This is a genomic window from Rhodoferax sp. (assembly GCF_039922535.1).
Classification (GTDB): domain Bacteria; phylum Pseudomonadota; class Gammaproteobacteria; order Burkholderiales; family Burkholderiaceae_C; genus Rhodoferax_B.
Genome location: NZ_JBDTEM010000149.1, coordinates 1 through 23290, shown reverse-complemented (window position 1 = coordinate 23290; position 23290 = coordinate 1). Strand labels below are relative to the sequence as shown.

The following is a 23290-nucleotide window of genomic DNA, read 5'->3' as shown; positions in this document are numbered from 1 at the left end:
AATTTAGGAGCGATCGCGTTATGCGGCACCGCTGCCCGCATGGCCGAATGGCATGCGGGCAGCTTGGGATTACAGCGCGCCGTCGCCCAGCACAATGCCTTCGCGGCGGGGGTCCACGCCACCTTCCAGTTTGGGTACACCGTTGCGGTTGACCCGCATGATGCTGGACACGCCACTGCTTTGCGCCGCGTTGGACACGGTGTGGCCTTTGGCCTGCAGGCCGGCGATCAGGCCGGTCAGGTCCAGCGAGGTGTTGGAGCCGTCCACATTGGTGGTGGCGCTGTTGGAAGCGCCAAAATTCACCAGCGACGTGGCTTGCTGCGTGTCCAGTCCCCAGTCCAGCGCGCCGACCACGGTCTTGAGCACGTACTGGATGATGTTGCCGCCGCCGGGTGAGCCTGTGGCCATCAGGAAGTCACCGGGCCCGGTGCCTTTGAAGACCAGCGTGGGCGCCATGGTGCTGCGCGGGCGCTTGCCCGGCGCCACACGGTTGGCGATGGGAACGCCAGCCGTATCTGCGGGTTGGGCCGAGAAGTCGGTGAGCTGGTTGGTCAGCATGAAGCCGCCCACCATGTGGTAGGAGCCCAGGGTGGACTCTACCGTGGTGGTCATGGAGGCCACGTTGCCGTAGGCATCAACGATGGAGAAGTGGGTAGTGCCATGTTCTACCGTTTTGTCTACACCCAGTGGCACATCCCCCAGGTTGCCGGCCGTGGTCAAACCTATGGACTGGCCATTGGGGTTGATCAAGGCGGCGCGGCCATTGAGGTAGGTCTTGTCCAGCATGCTGGACAAACCCTTGCCTGGCAGGGGGATGAAGTCGGTATCGGCTACGTACTTGTCGCGGTCGGCATAGGCCAGACGCTCGGCTTCGGACACCAGATGCACGCCCATCACGCTGGGCACTCCGCCTTCGTTGGTCGGATTGCTGGGGCCGTATTGGGACAGGTTGAAGTTCTCCAAAATGCCCAGCGCCTGGGCGATGGCAATGCCACCCGACGAGGGCGGCGACATGGTGCAGATGTAGTAGCTGCTGCGGTAGGTGGTACATACCGGCTCGCGTTTTTTGGCCTGGTAGTTCTTCAGGTCGTTGACCGTGAGCAGGCTGGGCGTGATGGGGGTTCTGGAAGCGTCGTCGCCCACCGATTGCGCGGCCTTGGCCACAATGGCCTCTGCCAGCGCGCCGGTGTACAGCGCGTCGGCACCACCGTTGGCCACGGTGCGCAGCGACTGTGCATAGGGCAGGTTGGTGGTGATGGTTCCGGTGGCTTTAGGGGTGCCGTCGGCATTGAAATAGGCAGCTACGGCATTGGCATCCAGCGCCAGGCTGGCGGCGCTGCTTTTGATGGCATCGCCCATGCGACCTGGAATTTTGTAGCCGCTGGTGGCCAGGGTGATGCCCTCGTCAAATAACTGGTTCCACTGCATCTTGCCATGCTCTTTGTGGGCCAGGTCCAACATGCGCATGACGCCTGGCACACCGATGGAGCGGCCGCTGCGACGCGCACTGGGCACCGGTGCGGGTGATGATGCGTTGGCTTGGTCTTGGCGTACCAGGTAGAAGCCGGTGGCGGCCGCAGGTGCTGCCTCGCGGCCATCGTAGGCGGTAACCTTTTTGGTGGCGGCATCGTAGTACATCATGAATGCGCTGCCAGCGATGGTGCTGGACTGGGGTTCTACCAAGCCCAAAACAGCTTGCACGGCCACGGCGGCGTCTGCGGCCGTACCACCGGCCTTGAGCACATCGCATCCGGCTTTGGTGGCCAACGGCGTATTGGCGACCACCATGTACTTGCTGGACTGTTTGGCTTTGTAGCCTAGACGGTAGCCTGAAGCGGCCTCAGGAGCCGCAGGGTCGCCTGTGGCACCAGAACCCACGACAACGGCAGATCCGCTGCTGGAAACAATGGAGCAGCTGTCGGCATTGTTGTCAACGACGAGGCCAGAGTCACCATCGCAGCCGGAAAGCGCCAGCGTAAGGGCTACCGGCGTAAGCGTCCATAACCATACTTTTTTTCTCATCACATACCCTTGCAGTTGAAAGTTTCAAAATCTATAGGACTTACGCAGCGCCCCTGTACCGCCCTTCGGGCTTACAGGGGGAACTTGCGTAAGTCCTGACCTAAAAATACTGAGCCTAGACCCGGCCACGTACAGTCCGCCGTCACATGGAGAATTCATGGGGAATCTAGGTCGGGTTTGCTATGCAAATAGCAGACCAGATTGTGTCGCAGTTGTGTCTTGATTGCGAAGAATAAGTGAATCCAAAAATTGACCAACGGGTCAAGATGACGTTGGTGTTTTATAGGGTTTTCACTGTGTCGGACGAGGCTGTCCTGGGGGATTGGCCGAAATGCAACTGGCCGGGCAGGCAGCCCGGCGGTGTAGCGCACCTATGGCAGTGGACCCCATGGCCTTGTGCCGCGCGGGCTGCAAGGGATTTAAGCCAAATAGCCTTTCAGCGCAAGATAGACCTGCGCAGGTAGCTATCAAAAAAGAGCAATTTACCCTGGCTTCACGCAAGGCGCAAACATGTCCAATGCGGGTTGGTAGAGGCTGGTCTTCACATTCAGCAGGCCCAATACCGAGTGGAAGTAGTTGTCGTGGCTGACCTTGATGTCCTGGCGCTTCTGCAGGCATTCGGTGGCCACATGGCTGCGCTGCTCGAAGGCGGGCGACAGCCAGGTGATCCAGGGCACACGCTTTTGGACATCGGGGGCGATGTCGTAGGGCAGGCCGTGCAGGTAGATGTTGTTTTCACCTAGCGACTCGCCGTGGTCGGCCACGTAGACCATGGCAGGGGTGTTGGTGGTTTCCTTGCTTTTTAGCCATTCGATGGCGTTGGCCAGCACGTGGTCGGTGTAGAGGATGGTGTTGTCGTAAGCGTTGACCAGCAAGGCCTGGCTGCAGTCTTGCAGGTTGTTGCTGGTGCATTCGGGCATGAATTTCTTGAAGGCGGCCGGGGTGCGCTTGTAGTAGGCCGGGCCGTGGCCGCCCATCTGGTGCAGCAGCACGACGACGCCCTTGGCGCGGCGCTCTGCAGGCAACTCGGCAATCCGGGCATCCATTTGGCTCAGCATGATTTCGTCAAAGCATTCACCGTCAACGCACAAGTCTTTGTTTTTGAGCTGGGTGGTGCTGGTGTTGGGCACGCGGTCGCACACGCCTTTGCAGCCGGCCTGGTTGTCGATCCACACCACGCCCAGGCCGCTGCGTTGCAGCACGTCCAGCAAGCCCTCGTAGTTGGCGGTGCGGCTTTCATAGGCTTGCTTGCCCAGGTGCGAAAACATGCAAGGCACGGAGGCAGCGGTGTTGGTGCCGCAGGACCAGGCGTTGCGGTAGCTGGCAATGTGTTCTTTGGCCAGTTCGGGCGTGGTGGGGCGGGGGTAGCCGTTCAGGGCGAACTGGCCTGCACGGCCGGTTTCACCCACCACCAGCAAGAGCAAGGGCGGCTTGCCGGGCGCAGCGGTGAACTGCGCATCCAGACCGATGGGCAGAATCGTGCGCTCGTCGCGTTTGAAGGGCTTGGCGGCAATATCACCCAGCGCGTAAAACGAGTTCAGCGGGTTGATCAGGTAGCGCTGCTCGGTGTGGTTGCGCATCAGCGACGAAAAGTCTTGGTAAATCAACAGCAGGCTGCCCACCAGCACGCCCAGAGCCAGCACGGCGGTCAGCAGGTTGCCACCGATCTGGCGCAAGGCGGTACGGCGCGGCGTGCGCTGTCGCCACAGCCAGATGCTGGGCAGCACCGCCATGATGAGTACCGTGACCAGCATCTGCGTGTTGACCAGATCACGGGTTTCGCGCATATCGGTTTCCAGCGCGTTGACCAGCATGGTGGTGTCGATCACCACGCCGTACGACAGCATGAAATGCGCGCCAAACGCTGCCGCAAACAACGACAGCGTGATGGCGGGCTTGAGCGTCCAGCGCCAGTTCAGCAGGCTGAACAGCAGCGCCATGCCCGCCGCAATCGTGACCGCAAAGCCCAGGCCCACCGCCAGGCCGCGCAGGTTCTGCAGCTCTGGCATGCGGCTCCATTCGCGCCACAGAGGGAGGTTGCAGACCGTGGCGATCCACAGGCTATAGATCAGCACCAGCCAGGCAGGGTGGCGGGTGCGGCCCGTGCGGGCGCTGTCGTACAAGGGCATCAGATCATCGATTCAGTAGAGTCAAGGCGCGACTGTAATGGCAGCCTGTAAAGGGATGGTTTACGCCGCGTCCGGTGGCGGCGTAAGCCCCAAAGCAGTTGCGTGGTGTGCCATGTGGTCGGCCATAAAGCTGCTGACGAAGTAGTAGCCATGGTCATAGCCCGTGTGGCGACGCAGCAGCAGCGGTTGGCCCACGGACTGGCAGGCGGCCTCAAAAATATGCGGGTTGAGCTGCGGTGCCAAAAACTTGTCGGCCAAGCCCTGGTCGATCAAGATGCCCTGCGGATAGGGCACAGCGGTCTTGGCGGCCATCAAAAACACGGCATCGTGCGCGGTCCAGGGTGTGTTGTCCGCACCCAGATAACCGGTAAAGGCTTTTTGCCCCCAGGCGCACTGGGTGGGCGCGCAGATGGGCGCAAAGGCCGACACCGACTTAAACAAACCGGGGTATTTCAGCGCCAGCGTCAGCGCACCATGCCCGCCCATGGAATGGCCGAAGATGCCGATGCGCTCGGGGTCGATCAAGAGTTCTTCGACCAGCATGGGCAGCAGCTCTTTGACGAGGTAGCTTTCCATGCGGTAGTGGGTGGACCAGGGGGCCTCGGTGGCATCGATGTAGAAGCTGGCGGCCAGGCCAAAGTCCCAGCTATCGGCCTCGCCCGGTACATTGGCGCCACGCGGCCCGGTGTCGGGCGCGATCAAGGCGATGCCCAATTGCGCCGCGTACTGCTGCGCCCCGGCCTTGGTGAAGAAGGTTTCTTCGTTGCAGGTCAGACCTGCCAGGTAGAGCAGGGCGGGCACTCGACCGGAGGCACCGGGCGGCATGTACACCGCAAAACGCATTGGTAGGCCGATCTCCGTGGAGTCGTGTTGGTAGAAGGTTTGGATGCCGTCAAAGCAGGCGTGCTCTGAGAGGGTGGTGAGCTTGGTAAGGTTTGTCATCAGAACAGCACCACACCACGAATCGATTCACCCCGTTTCATCAAGTCAAACCCCTTGTTGATATCCTCCAGCGGCATGGTGTGGGTGATCAGCGGGTCAATGCTGATCTTGCCTTCCATGTACCAATCGACAATCTTGGGCACGTCGGTGCGGCCCCGTGCGCCACCGAAGGCCGATCCTTCCCATTTGCGCCCCGTCACCAGTTGGAACGGCCGGGTGCTGATTTCTGCCCCGGCTTCGGCCACGCCGATGATGATGCTGCGGCCCCAGCCTTTGTGGGTGCATTCCAGGGCCTGGCGCATGACCTTGGTGTTGCCTATGCATTCAAAGCTGTAGTCGGCCCCACCATCGGTGAGCTGCTGGATGGCTTCGACGATGTTGCCGCCTGCGGCTTCAATGGTCTTGGGATTCAGGAAGTGGGTCATGCCAAAGCTGCGGGCCATGGCTTCACGCTCGGGGTTCAGGTCGACCCCGATGATCTTGTCGGCCCCCACCATCTTGGCACCCTGAATCACGTTCAGGCCGATGCCGCCCAAACCAAATACCACGACGTTGGCACCGGCTTCGACCTTGGCGGTGAAGATCACCGCACCAATGCCGGTGGTGACGCCGCAGCCGATGTAGCAGACCTTGTCAAACGGGGCATCCTTGCGGATCTTGGCCAGCGATATCTCAGGCGCCACGGTGTAGTTGCTGAAGGTGCTGGTGCCCATGTAGTGGAAGATGGGCTTGCCGTCCAGGCTGAAGCGGCTGGTGGCATCGGGCATCAGGCCTTTGCCCTGGGTGCCACGGATGAGCTGGCACAGATTGGTCTTGCGGCTCAGGCAGAACTTGCATTGGCGGCATTCGGGGGTGTACAGGGGGATGACGTGGTCGCCTTTTTGCAGAGTCGTCACACCGGGGCCGACATCGACGACGATGCCTGCGCCTTCATGGCCCAGGATGGCGGGGAAGATGCCTTCGGGGTCGGCACCGCTGAGCGTGTAGTAGTCGGTGTGGCAGATGCCGGTGGCTTTGATCTCGACCAGCACTTCGCCGAATTGGGGGCCGTCCAGGTCCACGGTTTCGATGGTCAACGGGGAGCCTGCTTTCCAGGCGACTGCGGCTTTGGTTTTCATGGGGTCTCTCTTGCGGTGTCTTACGGTCAATAGGTGAGAAGGCTCGTTCAAGCCCGTGGCCGCGAATGTAATGCTGCAACCTGGCGCGCCGCGCCGCAAGCGGGCGCACCCTGTGCGAATGGCCGCGTTGGCACGCAGTTTGGCCGGATTGCACCGCTGGGAGGTCCTGCCATCAAACAGGACTACCACCTCAATACCCACAGTTGCCCTCTGTGATTCTCCCTACAAAAATTTAAACAAAATAGGCCTCTGGCGCAGGTAACACCTGCGCAAGCAGCTACGGTTTACATAGCAACTAGTTGGCCAACGCCGGCTGGCCGCCGCCCACCAGCGCATAACCCGCGGCCAACCAGGCATCCGTGCCACCGGTCAGCACCGACACATTCAGCCAGCCCAGGCGCACCAGCGCAGCCGCGGCCAGGTGGGCACGGGTTTCATCCGCATCGACCAGCACGGTGCGGGTCCCCCGGTTCGGCACCAGGCGCTCGATCAGTTGCTCCAGCCGCTCCAGCGGGGCCGACACGGTGTAGGGAATATGGGCCACGGTTCGCTCGGCCTTGTCGCGCACATCCAGCACGGCGATGTCTTCACCATCCTCCAGCGCAGCCTGCAAGGTCTGGGGCGCGATGCGCGCATGGCGTATCAAGGCGGGCGGCGCAAAGGTGCGGTAGCTGCCGCCGTCGGTGCCCTCAAACACCACACGGTTCACCAAACGGTCCAACGCTAATCCATACAGGTGCAGGTGCAGGCCCGGCGCGCCGTCCAGCAGAGCTAGGGTGTGCACTTCGTCAGGTGTCAGCGTGACCGAGGTGCCGGGCACCACGTCGATGCTGCGCAGCGGCTCCAGGCGGTCGCGCGCCGGGTCGTCGGTGGGCTGGCGGCCATACACCATGTTGCGCTCGTTGCCCTGCACCCCGGCAATGATGGCCCAGGTGGTGTGGTCGTGCGGCGGCTGGCCCTTGCCCGGCAGCGCGGCTGAGATGTACAGCGCATAGCGGCCATCGGCATCTTCGGCCAGGCGGTAAATGTGGGCCGGGTCGGCCGCCGATACCGGGAAGTGCGCGGGCACAAACAAATCCTTACGCAGGCCCAACTGCTCCAACGCCTGGGCCACTGCCTGCAACTGGGCGGGCTGGGCCTGCTGCGGGTCGGGCAGCAGACGGCGCACGGTGTCCAAAAATGCGCTGATGGCGCGGGCACGCTGGCTGGCAATGTCGGGACCAAAGGAGATGGGGATGGCAGGGGTGAAGGGCATGGTGGGCACCCGGTGTGGCGATGGATGCAAGACTAAGCCCGCCATGCGCCCATGCCAAGGAAGCAAAACGCCTAACCATATGCGCCAGCATGGGCCCTGCGCCCTCAGACAGTTGAGCCATATCGAATCTACGATTTGTTAGTTTGTGTAAACCCCATCTTGGCAAATAATCAAATTCAGTTATTAAATATGGCGCTCTTATATGAATTTCCAGCAATTACGTTCCGTCCGCGAGACCGTACGGCGCGGCTTTAACCTGACCGAGGTGGCCAACGTGCTGCACACCTCGCAGCCCGGCGTGAGCCGCCAGATCCGCGAGCTGGAAGAAGAGCTGGGCATTGCGCTGTTTGTGCGCGCAGGCAAACGCCTCACCGGCCTGACCGACCCTGGCGGCCACGTGCTGCCTATCATTGAACGCATGCTGCAGGACAGCAGCAACCTGCGCAAAGCCGGGGAAGAATTCGTCTCGCGGCAAAGCGGCACCTTGTCGATTGCGGCCACCCATTCCCAGGCCCGCTACGCACTGCCCATGGCGGTGCAAGAATTTCGCAGCCACTTCCCCAATGTCACCCTGCAACTGCACCAAGGCTCGCCCGCACACGTGGCCGAAATGTTGCTGTCTGGCGAGGCCGACGTAGGCATTGCCACCGAAGCCCTGACGCAGTACGACGAGCTGGTCGCCCTGCCCTGCTACCCCTGGACGCACTCGGTCATCGTGCCGCCCGGCCATGCGCTGCTGGATGGCCCGCTGACGCTGGAGCAAATGGCCCGCTACCCGCTGATCACCTACGACAACGGCTTCACCGGCCGCACCCGCATCGACCAGGCTTTTGCCCAGCACCAACTGGTGCCGCACATCGCCATCGCCGCCATGGATGCCGACGTGATCAAAACCTATGTGGAACTGGGCATGGGCGTGGGCATCGTCGCCTCCATCGCCTATGAGGCCGAGCGCGACCTGGCCCTGCGCGCCGTGGACGTGGGCCACCTGTTTGGGATCAACATGACCAAGCTGGCGGTACGGCGCGGGGCCTATCTGCGCGGCTACGTATACGCCTTCATAGAGTCATTCGCGCCCACCCTGGACCGGGACGCGGTAGAGCGCGCGCTGGCAGGCAATGGGGAAGCCATTAACTACGTGATTTGAGGCGCAGGCTGGGGTGGGTCGCCCCGTGCGCTACAGAGGAAGTGTCACAAAAGATTGCTCCAATGGTCACGGGGTGATTTTGCCCCCTGTAACTGTTGTCCATCTCCTTGCGGCTTCCCCTAGTGGACCCGAGCGTGCCCGGTGGACAGGGACACTGCCTGTGAAAACCGACGTTCATTCCTCCGCATCCAACATTCTGGGCCGACGGCTGTTGGCTAGCTTTTCTGCCATTTTGGCCCTGACCTTGGCCGGTTCGGGCATCGGTGTGTGGTCGCTCTACCGGGTAGACGAAGCCACCCGCGAAGCAATAGAGCACAACGTTGCCAATGAGCGGCTGGTGTCCGATGCGTACCGGTTCCAGGCCATCAATGCCGAGCGCTACAAGGCCATGGCACTCAGCTCAGAACCCGAAGTGGGGGAAATCCTGGCTGCAGACGTTCAAACCACCGAAGCCCAGTACAGCCAACTGTTGGGAAAATTGGCCGCCGCGCTCCAAACCGGGCCCGACCACGCTTTGTTGGCGCAGACCGAGGCCGCAGGCCAAGACTTCAAAGCGGCCGTCAAGGAGCTATTGGCCGCCCGGGACTCCGGCCTGACCGAACGCATCCGCACGGTTTACACACAGCGCTTTCAACCCAGTTCCGCCGCACTGCTCCAAGGCCTGGCCCAGCTGGCCCAGTCGCAGCGCCAGGCCATTGATGCAGCTGGCACCCGGATCGCGGGGCTCAGCTCTGCGGCCCGCTTGGCGTTGATGCTGTTCAGCCTGGCGGCACTGGTGGTGGGTTGTGTGTTGACGCGCTGGCTGGTGCGCAGCATTTCACTGCCGATACGGCTGGCCCATGCCACGGCAGAGCGGGTGTCCAGTCTGGACCTGCGCCAGGACATCCAGGGCCACGCGCGCGATGAGGCGGGTCAACTGCTGCTGTCACTAGGCACGATGCAAGACGCGCTGCGCCAGCTGGTGCTGCGCGTGCGCGAATCGGCCCACAACGTGCGCCTGGCCGCCAGCGAAATCGCCCATGGCAACGTGGACTTGTCCACGCGCACCGAAGACACGGCGTCCAACCTGCAGCAAACGGCCGCAGCCCTGGAGCAGGTGACGCAAAACCTCCAGCACTCCACCGAATCCGCCAACCGGGCCGAAAAAATGGCCAGCGCCGCTGCCGATGTGGCGGTTGAGGGCGGAGACATCGTGGCCAAAGTGGTCAGCACCATGCAAGACATCCACCAGTCTTCACGCAAGGTGGTGGACATCATTGGCGTCATCGACAGCATTGCGTTCCAGACCAACATCCTGGCCCTGAACGCTGCCGTGGAAGCCGCCCGCGCGGGTGAAGCCGGGCGGGGTTTTGCGGTGGTAGCGGCCGAGGTCCGGCTGCTGGCCACACGTTCGGCCGAAGCCGCGCGCGAAATCAAGGGGCTGATCGCGGGTTCGGTGCAAAGCGTAGAGACGGGCACTGTGCTGGTGACCAGTGCGGGGCACACCATGAGCCGCATCGTGGAGTCCATCCAAGGCGTGGCGCAAACCATCAGCGACATCACGGTATCCACCCACGCCCAGACCCGTGACATTGGCCAGATCAATACGGCGGTGTCACACCTGGAGCACATGACGCAGCAAAACTCCGCGTTGGTGGAAGAGTCGGCGGCAGCCTCGCAAGGTTTGCGCAACCAGGCCCAGGACCTGGCCCTGCTCATCAGCCATTTCGTTCTGCCGGAGAAGGGAAATGCCGCTATCGCCGATACGCTGCAACACACAACGCCTGGCGGGTCCATGCGGGTGCCAGCGATCGTATAAGTGGCCTGATCGGGCCCCCAAGATGGGTGCCCACTAGCCGGGATTTAGCCGAGGCTATTGGCCCCGCATCGCCTGCCCGATGGCGACGCCCTGGAGAAACCCGACCAGTTCGCGGTCTACATCCAATTTGGCGGCCAGCGCCCCCGCTTGCGCCACATCCCGTGCAGCCCCCAATTGCAGTTGCAGCGCCATGGCCTGCAGGTACCAACGTTGGGCACGCCGTGGGGGCAGACAGGGGCGCAGGGCCTCAATGCCATAGCGCATGCGTTTGGCGAGAATGCGCAAGCGGTGCTGGGTAGCGACGCTATCGAGGCTATCGGGGCTATCGACGTCCTTGCGGGCCAGCTTCAGTTGTCGGTGCATGCGGGCCATGCGCAGCCCGCTCCAACGGCGCAAGGACAGCGTCGTTTCACCACGCGCCCCCACGGGTCCCGACAGGGCCGCCAGGTTTTCCAGCCATTGGGTGGCCGCCAGCAAGGTACTGCCCACCTCAGGCTCCAACAGCGCGTAGCGAACGGATTTACGTTGGAGGTCGGCCGCCTGCTGCAAGCTGTGCGCCATCGCCTGCCATGCGTCGGCACGCAGGGTATCTCCGGCCGAATACACGTCTGCGAGTAACGGCAAGGTTTCGGTACACGCCACATCCAGATCCCGCAGTTCGCCCAACAGACCCAGCAGCAGCTGCAAAGCTTGCCAATCGGGCGCGGTGTCGAGCGCCAGCACGGGCTTGAACAAGCGCAAAGCGCTTCGAAAGCGCCGCCAGCCAATCCGTGCCTGGTGCACGGCTTCGGGGTCGTCCGAGCTGCGTACCGCGTTCAGGTTGGTGCTGAACTGGCCAAACATTTCGCGCAAGACGTGGGCCGCCGCCTCGGTGATGGACAGGTCTTTGGTGAGCTTGGGTGGGTGGGCGCGCAACGGGGTGTCCACGCCCTTCTGTGCCAGGTTGTAGCCCCGCTCTGATTTGCTCTGGGTCAGCGGCAGCACGGCGATGCTGCGGGCAATCTGCTGGGCAATGTCGAACAGCGCCGTCGGCGGGCCTGCCAGCAGCTCTAGCTCCAGCTCGCAAATGGGCGCACTTTTGTCGCCCGCCGTGATGTGGCCGATGTCCAAAGCCACCTCCACAGCGCTACCGTCGCGTCGCCGCACCAACCAACGGGTCCGCACAAAGGTGGTCACAAACGCGGGCAGCAGCGACCTGAACACCGTGCCATCGGGGTCAATTTGACGCCAAGGCATGGCTTTAAGGGCATCCAGAACCAAGGTGGGGCCAGGCACGCCCACTTCCCATTCGCCCCGCTGGCTCAGCGCCGAGTTGCCACGGCCACCGGTTTTCAGGGTTTGCAGCCAGTGCGGCTGCGCGTCGCTGCCAATCCGCCGTATCCGCAACGCCACGCGCTGCTGGCGCAGCACCTGCTTCGGCGTGTCGTAGTAGACGTTGTGCAAGTTCTGGTGCGTCGGCTTGCGGCGCGCCAGTACCGGCACGCGGGCGAGTAGCTTGCCCAGGCTGGACGGATCAGAGGCAAGCAACGCCAACTTCAACTCGACTTCCTGCGGGCATGCGCCCAGAGCCACTGATTTCATAGGTTTCCCCCTGTTCGATGTTCCGGCAGGCCATGCACGCAATGGCCTGTGCCAAAGATACCTGGAGCCACTTTAGTCCAAGCGCGGAAGTTCGCCAGCGCCCAGGCTCCCCGCATATCCATATGTGAAAGCCTTCGTTCCCCCGCACAGGGCGCGTGGCTAAGGTAAAGAGTTCTTCCACTTCTCAGAAAGCGCCAACTGGTGCCGAACATCGCCATCGCCGCTATGGATGCCGACGTGATCAAAACCTATGTGGCGGCTATAGCCATCGTCACCTCCACCGCTTACGAGGCATAGCGCGACCTGACACTGCCCAGCTACGTGTATGCCTTTATCGAGCCCTTTGCGCCTACGCTGGACCGGGAGGTGGTGGAGCAGACGCTGGAGGGGAATGGGGAGGCAATCAACTATGTGATGTGAGGCGCACACCCTCAGTCACGGACAAATGGCCACTGACGCGCGGTGTGGACCAGGGCCAGCAGCCAAACGGTTTCGCCCTTGATTTCGTACACCAGACGATAGCTTTCATGCACGACCAGTTCGCGCGTACCCTGGATTTTCCCGTCCGCCCCAGCTTCGGGTGGTCGGCAAGCCTGGCGGCCGCATCGCTAAGAACGTGCTCACGATCTCCTTGGGGTCGCGCAGGTGCCTGTTCGGGTTGCGCAGCTAGACGCAAAACCCAAGCCAAGGCTTTCCGCCTTGGCTGGTTTTATAACGACGCTGAGCGCCCGAACAGGCACCTGCCCTGCGGGTTGGGGTGAAATCGGGCGATTTGTCTGCCACAGCCCTTGCATGGGCAGAGAGCCCATGCTGCGGTCTGCGACAACCAACTCATCCCGATTGCACCCCAACGCGGCCCCAAGGAGATCGTGAACACGTTCTAAAGAGTCCATCCACACGGGTGGCCGCAAGCAGGTTATCGGCTTCGATGTAGTCCCACACATCAATGCGATCCTGCAACGCCTCAGGTGTCCAAACGACCTCCACGCTTATTTCGCTGCAATGGCGCGCCGGGCGGCGAACAGGGCTTCCACTTCCGTATTGGAGTGACCCACACTAGCATGCATCGAGGCGCGGCCTGCATCTACCTTGCGGGCCAGGAACGCGTCATAGTCCCGCGCCTCCCGCTGACGCTGAACAAAATCGCGCATCAGCTCGCGCAAGACTTGCGACGCGGGCCGGTGGGCCGCCTCGGCTTCGGCCATAAAGTCAGCGCGTAACTCAGGCTCAAGTTTCATCGTGAAAACAGCTTCTTTGGACATGGTGCATCCTTCTAAAACTTACTATTAAAGTATATACGTCTTCATTACAAATACCCCTTACCCAGTTGCTCTACAAACGAACCGTTAGGTACGCCGTCCCTGCGATCCACCCGGAATTCGGGGTCAGAGCCGCAATGCGGATGGCTTAGAACGTGTTCAGGATCTTAGTGTCCAGACCAGTTGCCTCCGTTCGCGCAATGCGGATCTGACCCCAAATCCTGCGCCCCGGCCCAAGCCTGGCGCGCCGTGAACTCCCCGCATATCCATATGTGAAAGCCTTCGTTCCCCCACACAGGGCGCTAGGCTAAGGTGGGGCGTTCTTCCACTTCTCAAAAAGCGCCACCATGGCCAGACAACTCAAATTTGGATTCGTGCTGCACGGCGTGGGCGCAGGCTGGGGCGATTGGCGCCACCCGGCGGCGGTCACGGATGCCAGCGTCAACTTCAAGTTCTACACCCAGCAGGCGCAGTTGGCCGAGCAAGGCCGGTTTGACTTTTTGTTTGTGGCCGACAGCGTGCACATCACGGCGCGCTCCAGCCCCCACTACTTAAACCGCTTCGAGCCGCTGACGATTCTGTCGGCGCTGGCGGCGGTGACCTCGCACATCGGCCTGGTGGCCACCGTCACGGCCAGCTACAGCGAACCCTTCACCGTGGCGCGGCAGTTCGCCTCGCTGGACCACATCAGCAACGGCCGCGCCGGTTGGAAAGTGGTCACCTCCTGGCTGGACGGCAGCGCCCGCAACTACAGCAAGCCCAGCCACTACGACCACGACGTGCGCTACACGCTGGCCAAGGAACACCTGGGCGTGGTGCAAGGCCTGTGGGATTCGTGGGAAGACGATGCGCTGGTGCACGACAAAGACACCGGCGTGTTTTTCGACCCGGCCAAGCTGCACCGCCTGGACCACAAGGGCGACTTCTTCTCGGTCGAGGGGCCGTTGAACATCAGCCGCTCGCGTCAGGGCCAGCCGGTGATCTTCCAGGCGGGTGCGTCCGAAGACGGCAAACACTTCGCCGCCACCCAGGCCGATGCCATCTTCTTCCACGCCAACACATTGGAGGAAGCCCAGGTCTACTACCGCGATGTCAAAGCCCGCGTGGCCGCTGCGGGCCGCAACCCGGACGAAGTGCACTTGCTGCCCGGCATCCGCCCCATCGTGGGCCGCACCGCCGAAGAGGCCGAGCACAAGTACGAAACATCCGCCGCCCTGGTGCCCATTGAAAACGCCATCGCCGCACTGGCCCGCCCCTTCAACGACCACGACTTCTCGGCCTACCCGCTGGACGCCCCCTTCCCCGACCTCGGCGACCTGGGACGCAACAGCCAGCAAAGCGCCAGCGACCGCATCAAACAAGTCGCCAAAGACAAAGGTTGGACGCTGCGCGAAGTCGCCCTATGGCACGCCCGCCCCAAGCGCAGCTTCGTCGGCAGCGCCGAGCAAGTGGCGGACGAAATCCAGCGCTGGTTCGAGCAACGCGGTGCGGATGGTTTCAACTTCTTCGAAGCCCTGCCCAACACCTCGCTGAAAGACTTTGTCGCGCTGGTGGTGCCGCTGCTGCAGGCACGGGGTATTTACCGCACGGAGTACGGCCAGGGCACGCTGCGGGACAACCTGGATTTGCCGGTGCCGGTGAACCGGTATGTGGAGGTGGAGGCGACCGAGGAAGAAGTTAACGCCTGCGGTTTTTAAGAAAAAAGAGCTGCTAGCGCAGGTAGCACCTCCGCTGGAAGCTCTTTATTTGATAGTAAATGAGGAACAACTCTCTTGTCATGCAAACATGAGTCTGTCGAAATTCTTGTATCGATACAAAACCAAGGAGAAGCAAAGAAACCAACGCGGCAAGCCAAATCCAAGAGATTTTTATGCATAATTTAAACAGTAGTAGCCAATTTAAACTGCAGTCTTTGCGGTACTTATCACAAATAGCACCTGTGGGCCGTATTGTTTGCAAATCAGGAATTGGAAATACTCAAGCGCAATGCCGACCTTGTATATAGAGCAACTACACTATGCAAAATTTCACGAGTCGATCCTACTCAAGGTTGGCCATTAGCACCAACACCGCTGCGAAAGGGCGTGCTTGTAAGTTTGGGGGGAGGCAACCTTTCCTCCACGACCCTGATAAGTTGCGAATCTCTTCATACAGGCTCAGGGAGCTAAACTTCGTTTCAAGTCGATTAGTTCCGATTCAATTGGTAGGTATATGAAATTTGAAGACTTCGTCGGAGAATATGTTTCCTCCGGTCTCATACTCCTACTTTCGATTTTGCTCGTTTTAAGCGATTGTGGATTTCTACCACCGTTTCTTGGGTTTTCTGGGTTAGCAGGTACACCCATACCCACCGGTACGATTTTGAGTATCCCAGGTGCTCTCGTCTTCTTTGTATTGATTTCGATATCTTATCCGGTGGGTTACAACTTGTTCCGATATAGCCTTGTTTTAATGAACAGGGTTGGCAGGAAAGAAATATATGACCATGCAACCCAGCTACTTCGCGTGCGTCCGTACAAAGACTACCTATTGGATGTGTCACGCTTAGTCGGTAACGGCTATGCCGCAGCGAGTGGTTTTGAGAAAGATTTCGCCATCATTCGCATGCATTTGTTTGTTAATCATCCTTCTATATTCGGTTCCATTCAACTGTATTGGACAAGGCTTGGACGAATGTTTGCTTGTTATGCCTTAGCATTTCTGCTTTCCGGGCTCGTATTCTTGGTAGGGTGCGCATCGTTTTTCTTTTTTAACCGCAGCTCTCAGGTACAACATTGGTATCTCGCTCTTGTAGGTATAACGCTATTGTCTTCGGCAGCATCGGTATCTGCGTATAAGAAAGTGCTAAATCGAGAAATTGAAATATTTGTCAGTGCAATGCGATCAATCTGGCTCAACGATCCATGCAAAAGAGGCTTTGTATTTGCATACGGCTCAAATATGTTGAACGCAAGAATTGGAGCAAGGATAGATTCCGCCAGCAAGTTCTGTAACGCTTACCTTGCCAACCATGCGCTGATATTTAACAAACGGGGAGCAGATGGCAGCGCGAAGGCAAACGTTATTGAGAAAGAAGGCAGTCACGTAGCCGGCGTTCTGTATGAGATCAAATTGCCTCATTTGACAGAATTGGATCAAGCCGAACCCAACTACGAGCGAGTACAGATGAAGGTTCGTACCGATACAGGTTCTGAAGTTATGGCGGAGGTCTATTTTGCAAGAGCCGAAGTAGTGGACACTAGAATCCAACCCTTTTCTTGGTACATCGCGCTTATGCGTGCCGGAGCCATTGAGAATGCCTTGGGATCAAAATATATTAATGAACTCGATATGATTGAGTGTACACATGACCTCGACACTCATCGGGTTCAATATAATGAAAGAATATTAAATTCCAACGGCATAAATAGGTAGAGTTACACATAAATAATATTTACATTCTCTTGAAATTTCAATTTTTTATACAAAATAATTTCTTAAATGTAAAATTTCACTTTTTTATATACTTACTTATTTGGCATTGTTTTGGCAAAACCTCATGAAAACTGGTTAATCAAAACGTTAATACCACAAACAAGATAGACCAAAGCCCACTTTGTGTTAAATCCCAACCCAGGTCACACAGGAGCATCCATGAAAATTACCGTATCGACCATCGTCGCCGCGCCTATCGCTGCGGTCTGGGACTCTTACAACGCGCCTGAAGCCATCAAGGTCTGGAATACCGCCTCGCCCGATTGGCACACCACGGCATCTACGGTGGATCTGCGGGTGGGCGGCCAATTTTCGTCGCGCATGGAGGCGAAGGACGGCTCCTTTGGATTCGACTTTGCGGGTGAGTACACCCAGGTCGAGGTCCCCCATCTCTTGGAGTACAGCTTTGGCGGGCGCACGGGACGGGTGGAATTTTCCGACGGCCCTGCCGGTGTCACCGTGACGGTGACCTTCGACGCCGAGGACACCTACCCCGAAGAGCAACAGAGAACGGGTTGGCAGGCCATCTTGGACAGCTTCGCCCGGTATGTGGTGGCGCACCAAGCTTGAGTTTTTCTGCCACAAATTGGATTACACAAATAAAGTGCCGCTAACGCAGATGGCACCTGCGCAAGCAGCTATTTATTCGATAGCAAACCCACAGAATCACCACTCAAATCACCCTGAACCCGTGCGTCCCATCGCGCCCTAGCTGCTCCACCAAGCCAAACTCCCAATCCAAGTACCCCTGCATCGCCTCGCGCGGGCTGTCTGTGCCTTCATACGGGCGGCGGTAGCGGTCGGTGCGCGGGGAGGCCAGGCGGGTTTCGCCCTCTTCCAGGGGCAGGCCTGCGGCGATCCAGGCGGCGGTGCCGCCTTGCAGCACCCACACTTCCGCGCCGGTTAAACGGGCCAGGTCTGCGGCGTAGCGCGCCAGCAGGCTGCTGCCGCAGGTGAGCACATAGCGGTGGGCGGCGGGGATATTCGCCAATGCCGAGACCAGCCCGGCACGCGACACGTACCAGGCACCGGGGATGTGGCGCTTCACGTAGTTCACGCTGGTGGTCAGGTCCAGCACGGCGGTAGTGCCGTCGGGCCCGGCTTGCAGCCAGGCAGAGAGCTGGGCGGGGTCGGTGTGGGCGATGGGGCCTTGGGGCGCGGGCAGCGGGTCGGCGGCGGGGCCGGTGGCGCTCCAGTCGGCGTGCTGGGTGCCGTCCAGCACCCATACGTCCCAGGCCATTTGCGCCAGCCAGGATGCGGTCATGTTGGCCCGGACACCATCGGTATCGGCCAGCACGATGCGGGCACCACGCACCGGGGCGGTTACGTCGGTTTCCTGCACCAGTTGGCCGCCGGGCGCATTGCGGAAGCCGGGTAGATGGCCGGTGGCGAATTCTTCGGCGGTGCGCACGTCCAGCCGATAGGTGGTGCGTGCGGTGTCGGCATCAAATCGGGCCAGGTCGCTGGCGCGGGCGCGCTGTACACCGGCACGGTCGGCCACGGCGCGGGCCTGGCGGGCGGCATCGGTGCTGGTCTTTTCGGTGGTGCGGCCCTGGCGGGCTGCGCCATGGTCCAAAGTCTGACCTGCCAGCTTCCAGCCAATCGTGCCATTGCGCAGGGCCGACACGGGGTTGGGAATGCCCGCATTCACCAGCGACTGGGTGCCGATGATGCTGCGGGTGCGGCCCGCGCAGTTGACGATGATGCGGGTGCTGGGGTTGGGTGCCAGCGCCTGGGCGCGCAGCACCAGTTCAGCCCCGGGCACGCTGATGCCGCTGGGGATGCTCATGGTCTGGTACTCGTCAAAGCGGCGCGCATCCAGCACCACCACATCGGCCTGCTGGTCGATCAGGGCTTTGACCTCTTCTGCCGAGAGCGACGGCGTGTGGCGCTGTGCCTCCACCAGTTCACCAAAGGCCTTGCTGGGCACGTTCACGTCTTTGAATATTTCGCCACCGGCGTCGATCCAGCCTTGCAGACCGCCTTCTAGCAGCGCCACATCGGTGTAGCCCAGCGCTTGCAGCGTGCGTGCGGCCGGGGCGGCCAGGCCTTCGCCGTTATCCAGCAGCACGATGGCGGTGTCGCGGCGGGGGATGCGGCTCCAGGCCTCCAGCTCGATGCGCCCGGCGGCCATGTTGCTGGCAAACAGCGGGTGGGCCTGGGCAAAGGGGTCTTCTTCGCGCACGTCGATCAGCGCGATTTCTGCTTTGGCCAGCAGAGCCTGGCGCACGTCCAGGTAGGTTTTTGTGAGAAGCGGGGTGGTCATGGAGATCCTGAGAGCGTTATCAGTGAGGTGGCCATTGCACACCAAATCTGCGGAGGTTCGTGCGGATTCTTTGCATATGGATTCCTGTTTTTCTTCGTTGTCGCAGCGGGCCATCGCTTCTATCGTTCCCCCATCTATCCCCCCACAAGGAGTTCACATGGGTGTCCAGTTCATCGGCATGGTCCAGCCACACGAGGTTTCTGAAACCATTCCCCGCAACGGCCCCGCGGTCGATCCTGCCTATGTACGGGTGTTTGCCCAGGCGCACGAACACGCGGGTTTTGACCGCATCCTGGTGCCCGCCAGCGCCACCAGCCCCGACACCTTGCTGACGGTGGCCTACGCCGCCTCGGTCACGCAGAAAATCCACTTCCTGCTGGCGCACCGCCCCGGCTTTGTGTCGCCCACGCTGTCGGCACGGCAACTGGCCACGCTGGACAACTACATCAACGGCCGCGTGGCGGTGCACTACATCACCGGCGGATCGGACGAAGACCAGCAGCGCGATGGCGACTTTTTGGGCCACGACGAGCGTTACGCCCGCAGCGACGAATACATCGGCCTGCTGCGCCGGGTGTGGACGGCCGAGCAGCCGTTTGACCACGAAGGCACCTACTACCAGGCCAAGGGCGCGTGGTCCGAAGTGAAACCTGTGCAATCGCCCTACGTGCCGATCTACTTTGGTGGCGCATCTGCCCCCGCGCTGCAGGTGGCCGGCAAACATGCCGACGTGTACGCCCTGTGGGGCGAGTCGCTGGCGCAGGCCGGGGACCTGGTGCGCCAGGTGCGGGCCGCTGCCGCGCAGCATGGCCGCACAGTGGAGTTCAGCATTTCGTTCCGCCCCATCCTGGGGGCCACCGAAGCCGAGGCCTGGGCCAAGGCCGCGCAGATTCTGGAAGACACCCGCCGCCTCAAAGTCAGCCAGGGCTTTTCGCGCGGCGGTCCGCAACAAAGCGAAGGCGCGCGCCGCCTGCTGGCCGATGCCGCCCAGGGCGACCGCGTGGACGCGCACCTGTGGACGGCGCTGGCGCGCGAGAACGGCGGCCGCTCCAACTCCACCTCGCTGGTCGGCACGCCCGAGCAGGTGGCCGATGCACTGCTGAAGTACTACGACCTGGGCATCACCACCTTTTTGATACGCGGCTTCGACCCGCTGGTGGACACCATCACCTATGGCCGCGACCTGCTGCCCCTGGTGCGCCAAAAGGTGGCCGAGCGCGAACAGCAGGCCGAGCACCTGGCGCGCAAAGCCGCCTGAATCGAGTGAATAGGGTTGCCATGAATGCCTCTTTAAGCCCCGGCCAACTGGCCCGTACCCTGGCCGTGGAGTTTGCGGCCCGGGCCGATGCCCACGACCGCGATGCCAGCTTTCCGTTTGAGAACTTCACCGAACTGCAACCAGCCGGTTTGCTGGCCCTGGCTGCACCCCGCCACCTGGGCGGCCAAGGGGCCACGCTGGCGCAACTGGCCGAAGTCATCGGCGCGGTGGGCTACGGCTGCCCGGCCACCGCCTTGGTGCTGGTGATGCAGTACATCCAGCACCGCAGCATGGGCCAGATAGGCAAGGCAGGCCAAAGGAGTCGCTCATGGCCAGCACACCTGGCCGAGCGGCTGGTGCGCGAATCGGTGGCCAGCGTGTCGCTGGTCAACGCCCTGCGGGTCGAGCCCGATCTGGGTTCACCCGCCCGGGGCGGCTTGCCCAGCACCACCGCCCGCTGGACCGCTGAGGGCTGGCGCGTGACGGGGCACAAGGTCTATTCCACCGGCGCACCCATCCTGCGCTGGTACGCGGTGTGGTTGCGCACCGACGAGCCCACGCCGCGCGTCGGCACGCTGCTGGTGCCCGCCGGTCTGCCCGGCACCCGCATCGTGGACACCTGGGACCACCTGGGCCTGCGCGCCAGCGGCAGCCACGACGTGGTGTTTGACGACGTGCTGGTCGATCTGGACAACGCCATCGACCTGCGCGAACCGCAGGAATGGGGCGGTGTGGATGCTGGTTTGCAGGCCGACATGGCCGTGCTGCTGGGCGCGCTGTATACAGGCATTGCCCGTGCCGCCCGCGACTGGACGGTGGAATTCCTGCGCCAGCGCAAACCCGCCAACCTGGGTGCCGTCCTGGCCACCCTGCCCCGCGCCCAGGAAACCGTGGGCAGCATCCAGGCCCTGCTGCTGGCCAACGACCGCCTGCTGGCCAGCCTGGCCCGCGACGTGGACACCGGCGTGCCGGTGTCCGCCGTAGACAGCGGCCTGCTCAAGTCGCTGCTCACCCACCACGCCGTGCAAGCGGTAGAAGCCGCCCTGTCACTCGCAGGCAACCACGGCCTGTCGCGCCACCACCCGCTGCAGCGCCACCTGCGCGACGTGCTGTGCGGTCGCATCCACACGCCGCAAGACGACAGCGCCCGCATCGCCGCAGGCAAGCACATTCTGATTTCTTAACGACGGACTCCCCACCATGCAAAGACGCACCTTCCAACAATTCCTGTCCGCCGCCGCCCTCCTCTCGCCCGTGCTCGGCCACACGCAAAGCCGCCAAGTGCTGCGCGCAGGCGACCAAAAAGGTGGCCTGCGCGCCCTGCTGGACGCGGCGGGCGAACTCAAAAACCTGCCCTACGACATCCAGTGGACCGAGTTCCCGGCAGCCGCGCCGCTGGCAGAGGCGTTGAACGCCGACGCAGTGGACTTCGGCCCCATCGGCGACGCGCCCCTGCTGTTCACCCTGGCCGCAGGCAGCCGCGTCAAAGCCTTTGCCGCCAACCGCTCGGACGCCTACGGCACGGCGGTGCTGGTCGCGCCCAACTCGCCCCTCAAAGATGCCAGCAGCCTCAAAGGCAAGAGCGTGGCCACCAACCGGGGCTCGATTGGCCACTTCGTCACCCTGAAGGCGCTGGCCTCGGTAGGCCTGAAGCCGGACGACATCCACCTGCGCTTTCTGGCCCCGCCGGATGCCAAGCTGGCCCTGACCCAGGGCTCCGTCGATGCCTGGGCCACCTGGGAACCGTATACCGCGCTGGCCGAAACCGGCGGCCACGCGCGCGTGCTGGTGAACGGGCGCGGCCTGTCCACCGGCCTGAGCTTTTTGGCCGCTACCGACACCGCCTTGCGCGACAAACGTGCCGCGCTGAAAGACATCCACCAGCGCCTGGTGCGCGCCCAAACCTGGGCCAACCAGCACATCGCCGACTACAGCGCCAGCCTGGCCCGCACCATCGGTATCCCCGCCGATGCGGCCCGCCTGCAGTTCGAGCGCCGCCAAACCCGCTGGCAGCCCATCGACACCCAGGTGGTGGCCGACCAGCAGCGCACCGCCGACTTCTACCAAGAGGTGGGGCTGGTCAAGCAGCGGCTGGATGTGCGAGAGACCTTTGACACCGGCTTTCCGATTACCGCCTGAACGCAAAAAACGCCCCGAGGGGCGTTTTTTTGGTCTGCCGAAAAGCCGCTTACAGCTTGGCGATAGACACCTCGGTGGACTTCACCAGCGCCACCACTTCGCTGCCGACCTTCAGCTCCAGGTCGTTCACCGAGCGGGTGGTGATGACGGAGGTAACGATGCCCCAAGGGGTTTCGACATCGATTTCAGACACCACATCGCCGCGGATGATTTCTTTGATCTTGCCGCGGAACTGGTTGCGCACGTTGATGGCTTGGATGGTCATGGGTTTACTCCTGGTTTGAGAATGGAAAACTACTGAATTGATGGCTGCTCGTGCTTATGGAATAAGCGCTAGAGGCTATTTATGCTTGTATTTTTGGTATAGAGGTAATGCCCCGCCAACACCAAAAATCTGCGTCACCAGGAGACTCTAAGTGCGGCGCATCCAAACTCAAACAAATAAAAAGTTGCTTCTTTAGAAGGAAAACGTCGTAGGGGTACGGCCCAAGTTTGGACACACCACCAACATACATTCAGCCGCCGCCGCTGGGTCGCAACAGCCGAGCGCATGAGATGACGAACCGGTCCCGCCGCGACCCCGATCACAGTACGCGCGCGCAAAATGCGCCTAACAGCATCCACCTCATTTTTAAATAAAATCATCCGCGAGCGCTTGTATTACCTGCGCCAGCAGCTCATCTTTTGATAGCAAATCCAAACGGATGAGTTACTTCGCTCGGCACTTTAGACAGGTTGTAGCATGGCCAGGACTGACTGTTAGCATGCCTGCTAATGTTTAGGGTTGTGGGATACCTGCCCGGCAAGCAGCCGAGCGTGGATCGCCCACGGCCTGAGGGCAGGTGTCGCACAAGCCTCGAGGGAGGAAACCGCGGACTAAGGCGCAGCGGTTGTTAGCCGCA

The 23290-nt window shown here is 61.4% G+C and carries 17 protein-coding genes and 1 pseudogene; 8 read left to right on the top strand and 10 right to left on the bottom strand.

Annotated elements, in window-relative coordinates:
- Positions 1-69: 69 nt before the first annotated feature.
- The 5 genes from ABI213_RS07200 to ABI213_RS07180 all read right to left on the bottom strand — a co-directional run bounded on the left by ABI213_RS07200 (position 70) and on the right by ABI213_RS07180 (position 7466).
- Positions 70-2022, bottom strand: coding sequence for a gamma-glutamyltransferase family protein (locus ABI213_RS07200; protein ID WP_348026544.1), 1953 nt, complete (start codon positions 2020-2022; stop codon positions 70-72).
- Positions 2023-2504: 482 nt separating this feature from the next.
- Entirely contained in the window at positions 2505-4151 is a 1647-nt protein-coding gene (locus ABI213_RS07195; RefSeq protein ID WP_348007248.1) for a phosphoethanolamine--lipid A transferase, read from the bottom strand.
- Positions 4152-4211: 60 nt separating this feature from the next.
- Positions 4212-5093: an S-formylglutathione hydrolase gene (gene fghA / locus ABI213_RS07190; RefSeq protein WP_348026542.1), complete on the bottom strand. Its 882-nt coding sequence runs from the start codon at positions 5091-5093 to the stop codon at positions 4212-4214.
- Complete coding sequence (locus ABI213_RS07185; protein WP_348026541.1) at positions 5093-6211, bottom strand: S-(hydroxymethyl)glutathione dehydrogenase/class III alcohol dehydrogenase; 1119 nt, start codon at positions 6209-6211, stop codon at positions 5093-5095. Before ABI213_RS07185 ends, fghA begins: the two co-directional genes overlap by 1 nt.
- Before the next feature lie 295 nt (positions 6212-6506).
- Entirely contained in the window at positions 6507-7466 is a 960-nt protein-coding gene (locus tag ABI213_RS07180; protein WP_348014821.1) for a rhodanese-like domain-containing protein, read from the bottom strand.
- Between the two features lie 202 nt (positions 7467-7668).
- On the opposite strand from ABI213_RS07180, the gene ABI213_RS07175 reads away from it, so the two are divergent.
- Together ABI213_RS07175 and ABI213_RS07170 are read left to right on the top strand one after the other, a co-directional pair.
- On the top strand, positions 7669-8613 hold the full coding sequence (locus tag ABI213_RS07175; protein ID WP_348014822.1) for a CysB family HTH-type transcriptional regulator: 945 nt from the start codon (positions 7669-7671) through the stop codon (positions 8611-8613).
- Between the two features lie 160 nt (positions 8614-8773).
- Positions 8774-10411 (top strand): methyl-accepting chemotaxis protein, encoded by a 1638-nt coding sequence (locus tag ABI213_RS07170; protein ID WP_348026540.1) that lies wholly within the window; start codon positions 8774-8776, stop codon positions 10409-10411.
- Positions 10412-10465: 54 nt separating this feature from the next.
- On the opposite strand, the gene ABI213_RS07165 is transcribed toward ABI213_RS07170, so the two are convergent.
- From ABI213_RS07165 to ABI213_RS07155, 3 genes and pseudogenes are all read right to left on the bottom strand, one after another.
- Entirely contained in the window at positions 10466-11992 is a 1527-nt protein-coding gene (locus tag ABI213_RS07165) for a CHAD domain-containing protein (RefSeq protein ID WP_348014824.1), read from the bottom strand.
- Between the two features lie 431 nt (positions 11993-12423).
- Positions 12424-12614: pseudogene (locus ABI213_RS07160) on the bottom strand (type II toxin-antitoxin system RelE/ParE family toxin); the annotation flags it as partial.
- 367 nt (positions 12615-12981) lie between these two features.
- A complete protein-coding gene (locus tag ABI213_RS07155; RefSeq protein WP_348014825.1) occupies positions 12982-13254 on the bottom strand; it encodes an antitoxin of toxin-antitoxin stability system in 273 nt (90 codons plus the stop codon).
- A 344-nt stretch (positions 13255-13598) separates the two neighbouring features.
- On the opposite strand from ABI213_RS07155, the gene ABI213_RS07150 reads away from it, so the two are divergent.
- From ABI213_RS07150 to ABI213_RS07140, 3 genes are all read left to right on the top strand, one after another.
- On the top strand, positions 13599-14948 hold the full coding sequence (locus tag ABI213_RS07150) for an LLM class flavin-dependent oxidoreductase (protein ID WP_348014826.1): 1350 nt from the start codon (positions 13599-13601) through the stop codon (positions 14946-14948).
- Between the two features lie 514 nt (positions 14949-15462).
- On the top strand, positions 15463-16665 hold the full coding sequence (locus tag ABI213_RS07145; RefSeq protein WP_348014827.1) for a gamma-glutamylcyclotransferase family protein: 1203 nt from the start codon (positions 15463-15465) through the stop codon (positions 16663-16665).
- A 219-nt stretch (positions 16666-16884) separates the two neighbouring features.
- Positions 16885-17295 carry an SRPBCC domain-containing protein gene (locus ABI213_RS07140; protein WP_348014828.1) on the top strand — a complete coding sequence of 137 codons (411 nt, stop codon included), beginning with the start codon at positions 16885-16887 and terminating at the stop codon, positions 17293-17295.
- Between the two features lie 103 nt (positions 17296-17398).
- Here ABI213_RS07140 and ABI213_RS07135 read toward each other — a convergent pair whose 3' ends face one another.
- Complete coding sequence (locus tag ABI213_RS07135; RefSeq protein ID WP_348014829.1) at positions 17399-18991, bottom strand: rhodanese homology domain-containing protein; 1593 nt, start codon at positions 18989-18991, stop codon at positions 17399-17401.
- A gap of 157 nt (positions 18992-19148) precedes the next feature.
- On the opposite strand from ABI213_RS07135, the gene ABI213_RS07130 reads away from it, so the two are divergent.
- Genes ABI213_RS07130 through ABI213_RS07120 form a run of 3 tightly spaced genes read left to right on the top strand, consistent with a single transcriptional unit; the run spans position 19149 to position 22388 of the window.
- Entirely contained in the window at positions 19149-20249 is a 1101-nt protein-coding gene (locus tag ABI213_RS07130; RefSeq protein ID WP_348014830.1) for an LLM class flavin-dependent oxidoreductase, read from the top strand.
- Between the two features lie 20 nt (positions 20250-20269).
- Positions 20270-21433: an acyl-CoA dehydrogenase family protein gene (locus ABI213_RS07125; protein WP_348014831.1), complete on the top strand. Its 1164-nt coding sequence runs from the start codon at positions 20270-20272 to the stop codon at positions 21431-21433.
- A 16-nt stretch (positions 21434-21449) separates the two neighbouring features.
- Positions 21450-22388 carry an ABC transporter substrate-binding protein gene (locus tag ABI213_RS07120; protein WP_348026538.1) on the top strand — a complete coding sequence of 313 codons (939 nt, stop codon included), beginning with the start codon at positions 21450-21452 and terminating at the stop codon, positions 22386-22388.
- Between the two features lie 49 nt (positions 22389-22437).
- On the opposite strand, the gene ABI213_RS07115 is transcribed toward ABI213_RS07120, so the two are convergent.
- Positions 22438-22653: a molybdopterin-binding protein gene (locus ABI213_RS07115; protein ID WP_315185761.1), complete on the bottom strand. Its 216-nt coding sequence runs from the start codon at positions 22651-22653 to the stop codon at positions 22438-22440.
- Positions 22654-23290: the final 637 nt, after the last annotated feature.

Coding starts and splice junctions, on each gene's coding strand:
- ABI213_RS07200 (WP_348026544.1), bottom strand. CDS start 2,022: ATGAGAAAAAAAGTATGGTTATGGACGCTTACGCCGGTAGCCCTTACG.
- ABI213_RS07195 (WP_348007248.1), bottom strand. CDS start 4,151: ATGCCCTTGTACGACAGCGCCCGCACGGGCCGCACCCGCCACCCTGCC.
- fghA (WP_348026542.1), bottom strand. CDS start 5,093: ATGACAAACCTTACCAAGCTCACCACCCTCTCAGAGCACGCCTGCTTT.
- ABI213_RS07185 (WP_348026541.1), bottom strand. CDS start 6,211: ATGAAAACCAAAGCCGCAGTCGCCTGGAAAGCAGGCTCCCCGTTGACC.
- ABI213_RS07180 (WP_348014821.1), bottom strand. CDS start 7,466: ATGCCCTTCACCCCTGCCATCCCCATCTCCTTTGGTCCCGACATTGCC.
- ABI213_RS07175 (WP_348014822.1), top strand. CDS start 7,669: ATGAATTTCCAGCAATTACGTTCCGTCCGCGAGACCGTACGGCGCGGC.
- ABI213_RS07165 (WP_348014824.1), bottom strand. CDS start 11,992: ATGAAATCAGTGGCTCTGGGCGCATGCCCGCAGGAAGTCGAGTTGAAG.
- ABI213_RS07155 (WP_348014825.1), bottom strand. CDS start 13,254: ATGTCCAAAGAAGCTGTTTTCACGATGAAACTTGAGCCTGAGTTACGC.
- ABI213_RS07150 (WP_348014826.1), top strand. CDS start 13,599: ATGGCCAGACAACTCAAATTTGGATTCGTGCTGCACGGCGTGGGCGCA.
- ABI213_RS07145 (WP_348014827.1), top strand. CDS start 15,463: ATGAAATTTGAAGACTTCGTCGGAGAATATGTTTCCTCCGGTCTCATA.
- ABI213_RS07140 (WP_348014828.1), top strand. CDS start 16,885: ATGAAAATTACCGTATCGACCATCGTCGCCGCGCCTATCGCTGCGGTC.
- ABI213_RS07135 (WP_348014829.1), bottom strand. CDS start 18,991: ATGACCACCCCGCTTCTCACAAAAACCTACCTGGACGTGCGCCAGGCT.
- ABI213_RS07130 (WP_348014830.1), top strand. CDS start 19,149: ATGGGTGTCCAGTTCATCGGCATGGTCCAGCCACACGAGGTTTCTGAA.
- ABI213_RS07125 (WP_348014831.1), top strand. CDS start 20,270: ATGAATGCCTCTTTAAGCCCCGGCCAACTGGCCCGTACCCTGGCCGTG.
- ABI213_RS07120 (WP_348026538.1), top strand. CDS start 21,450: ATGCAAAGACGCACCTTCCAACAATTCCTGTCCGCCGCCGCCCTCCTC.
- ABI213_RS07115 (WP_315185761.1), bottom strand. CDS start 22,653: ATGACCATCCAAGCCATCAACGTGCGCAACCAGTTCCGCGGCAAGATC.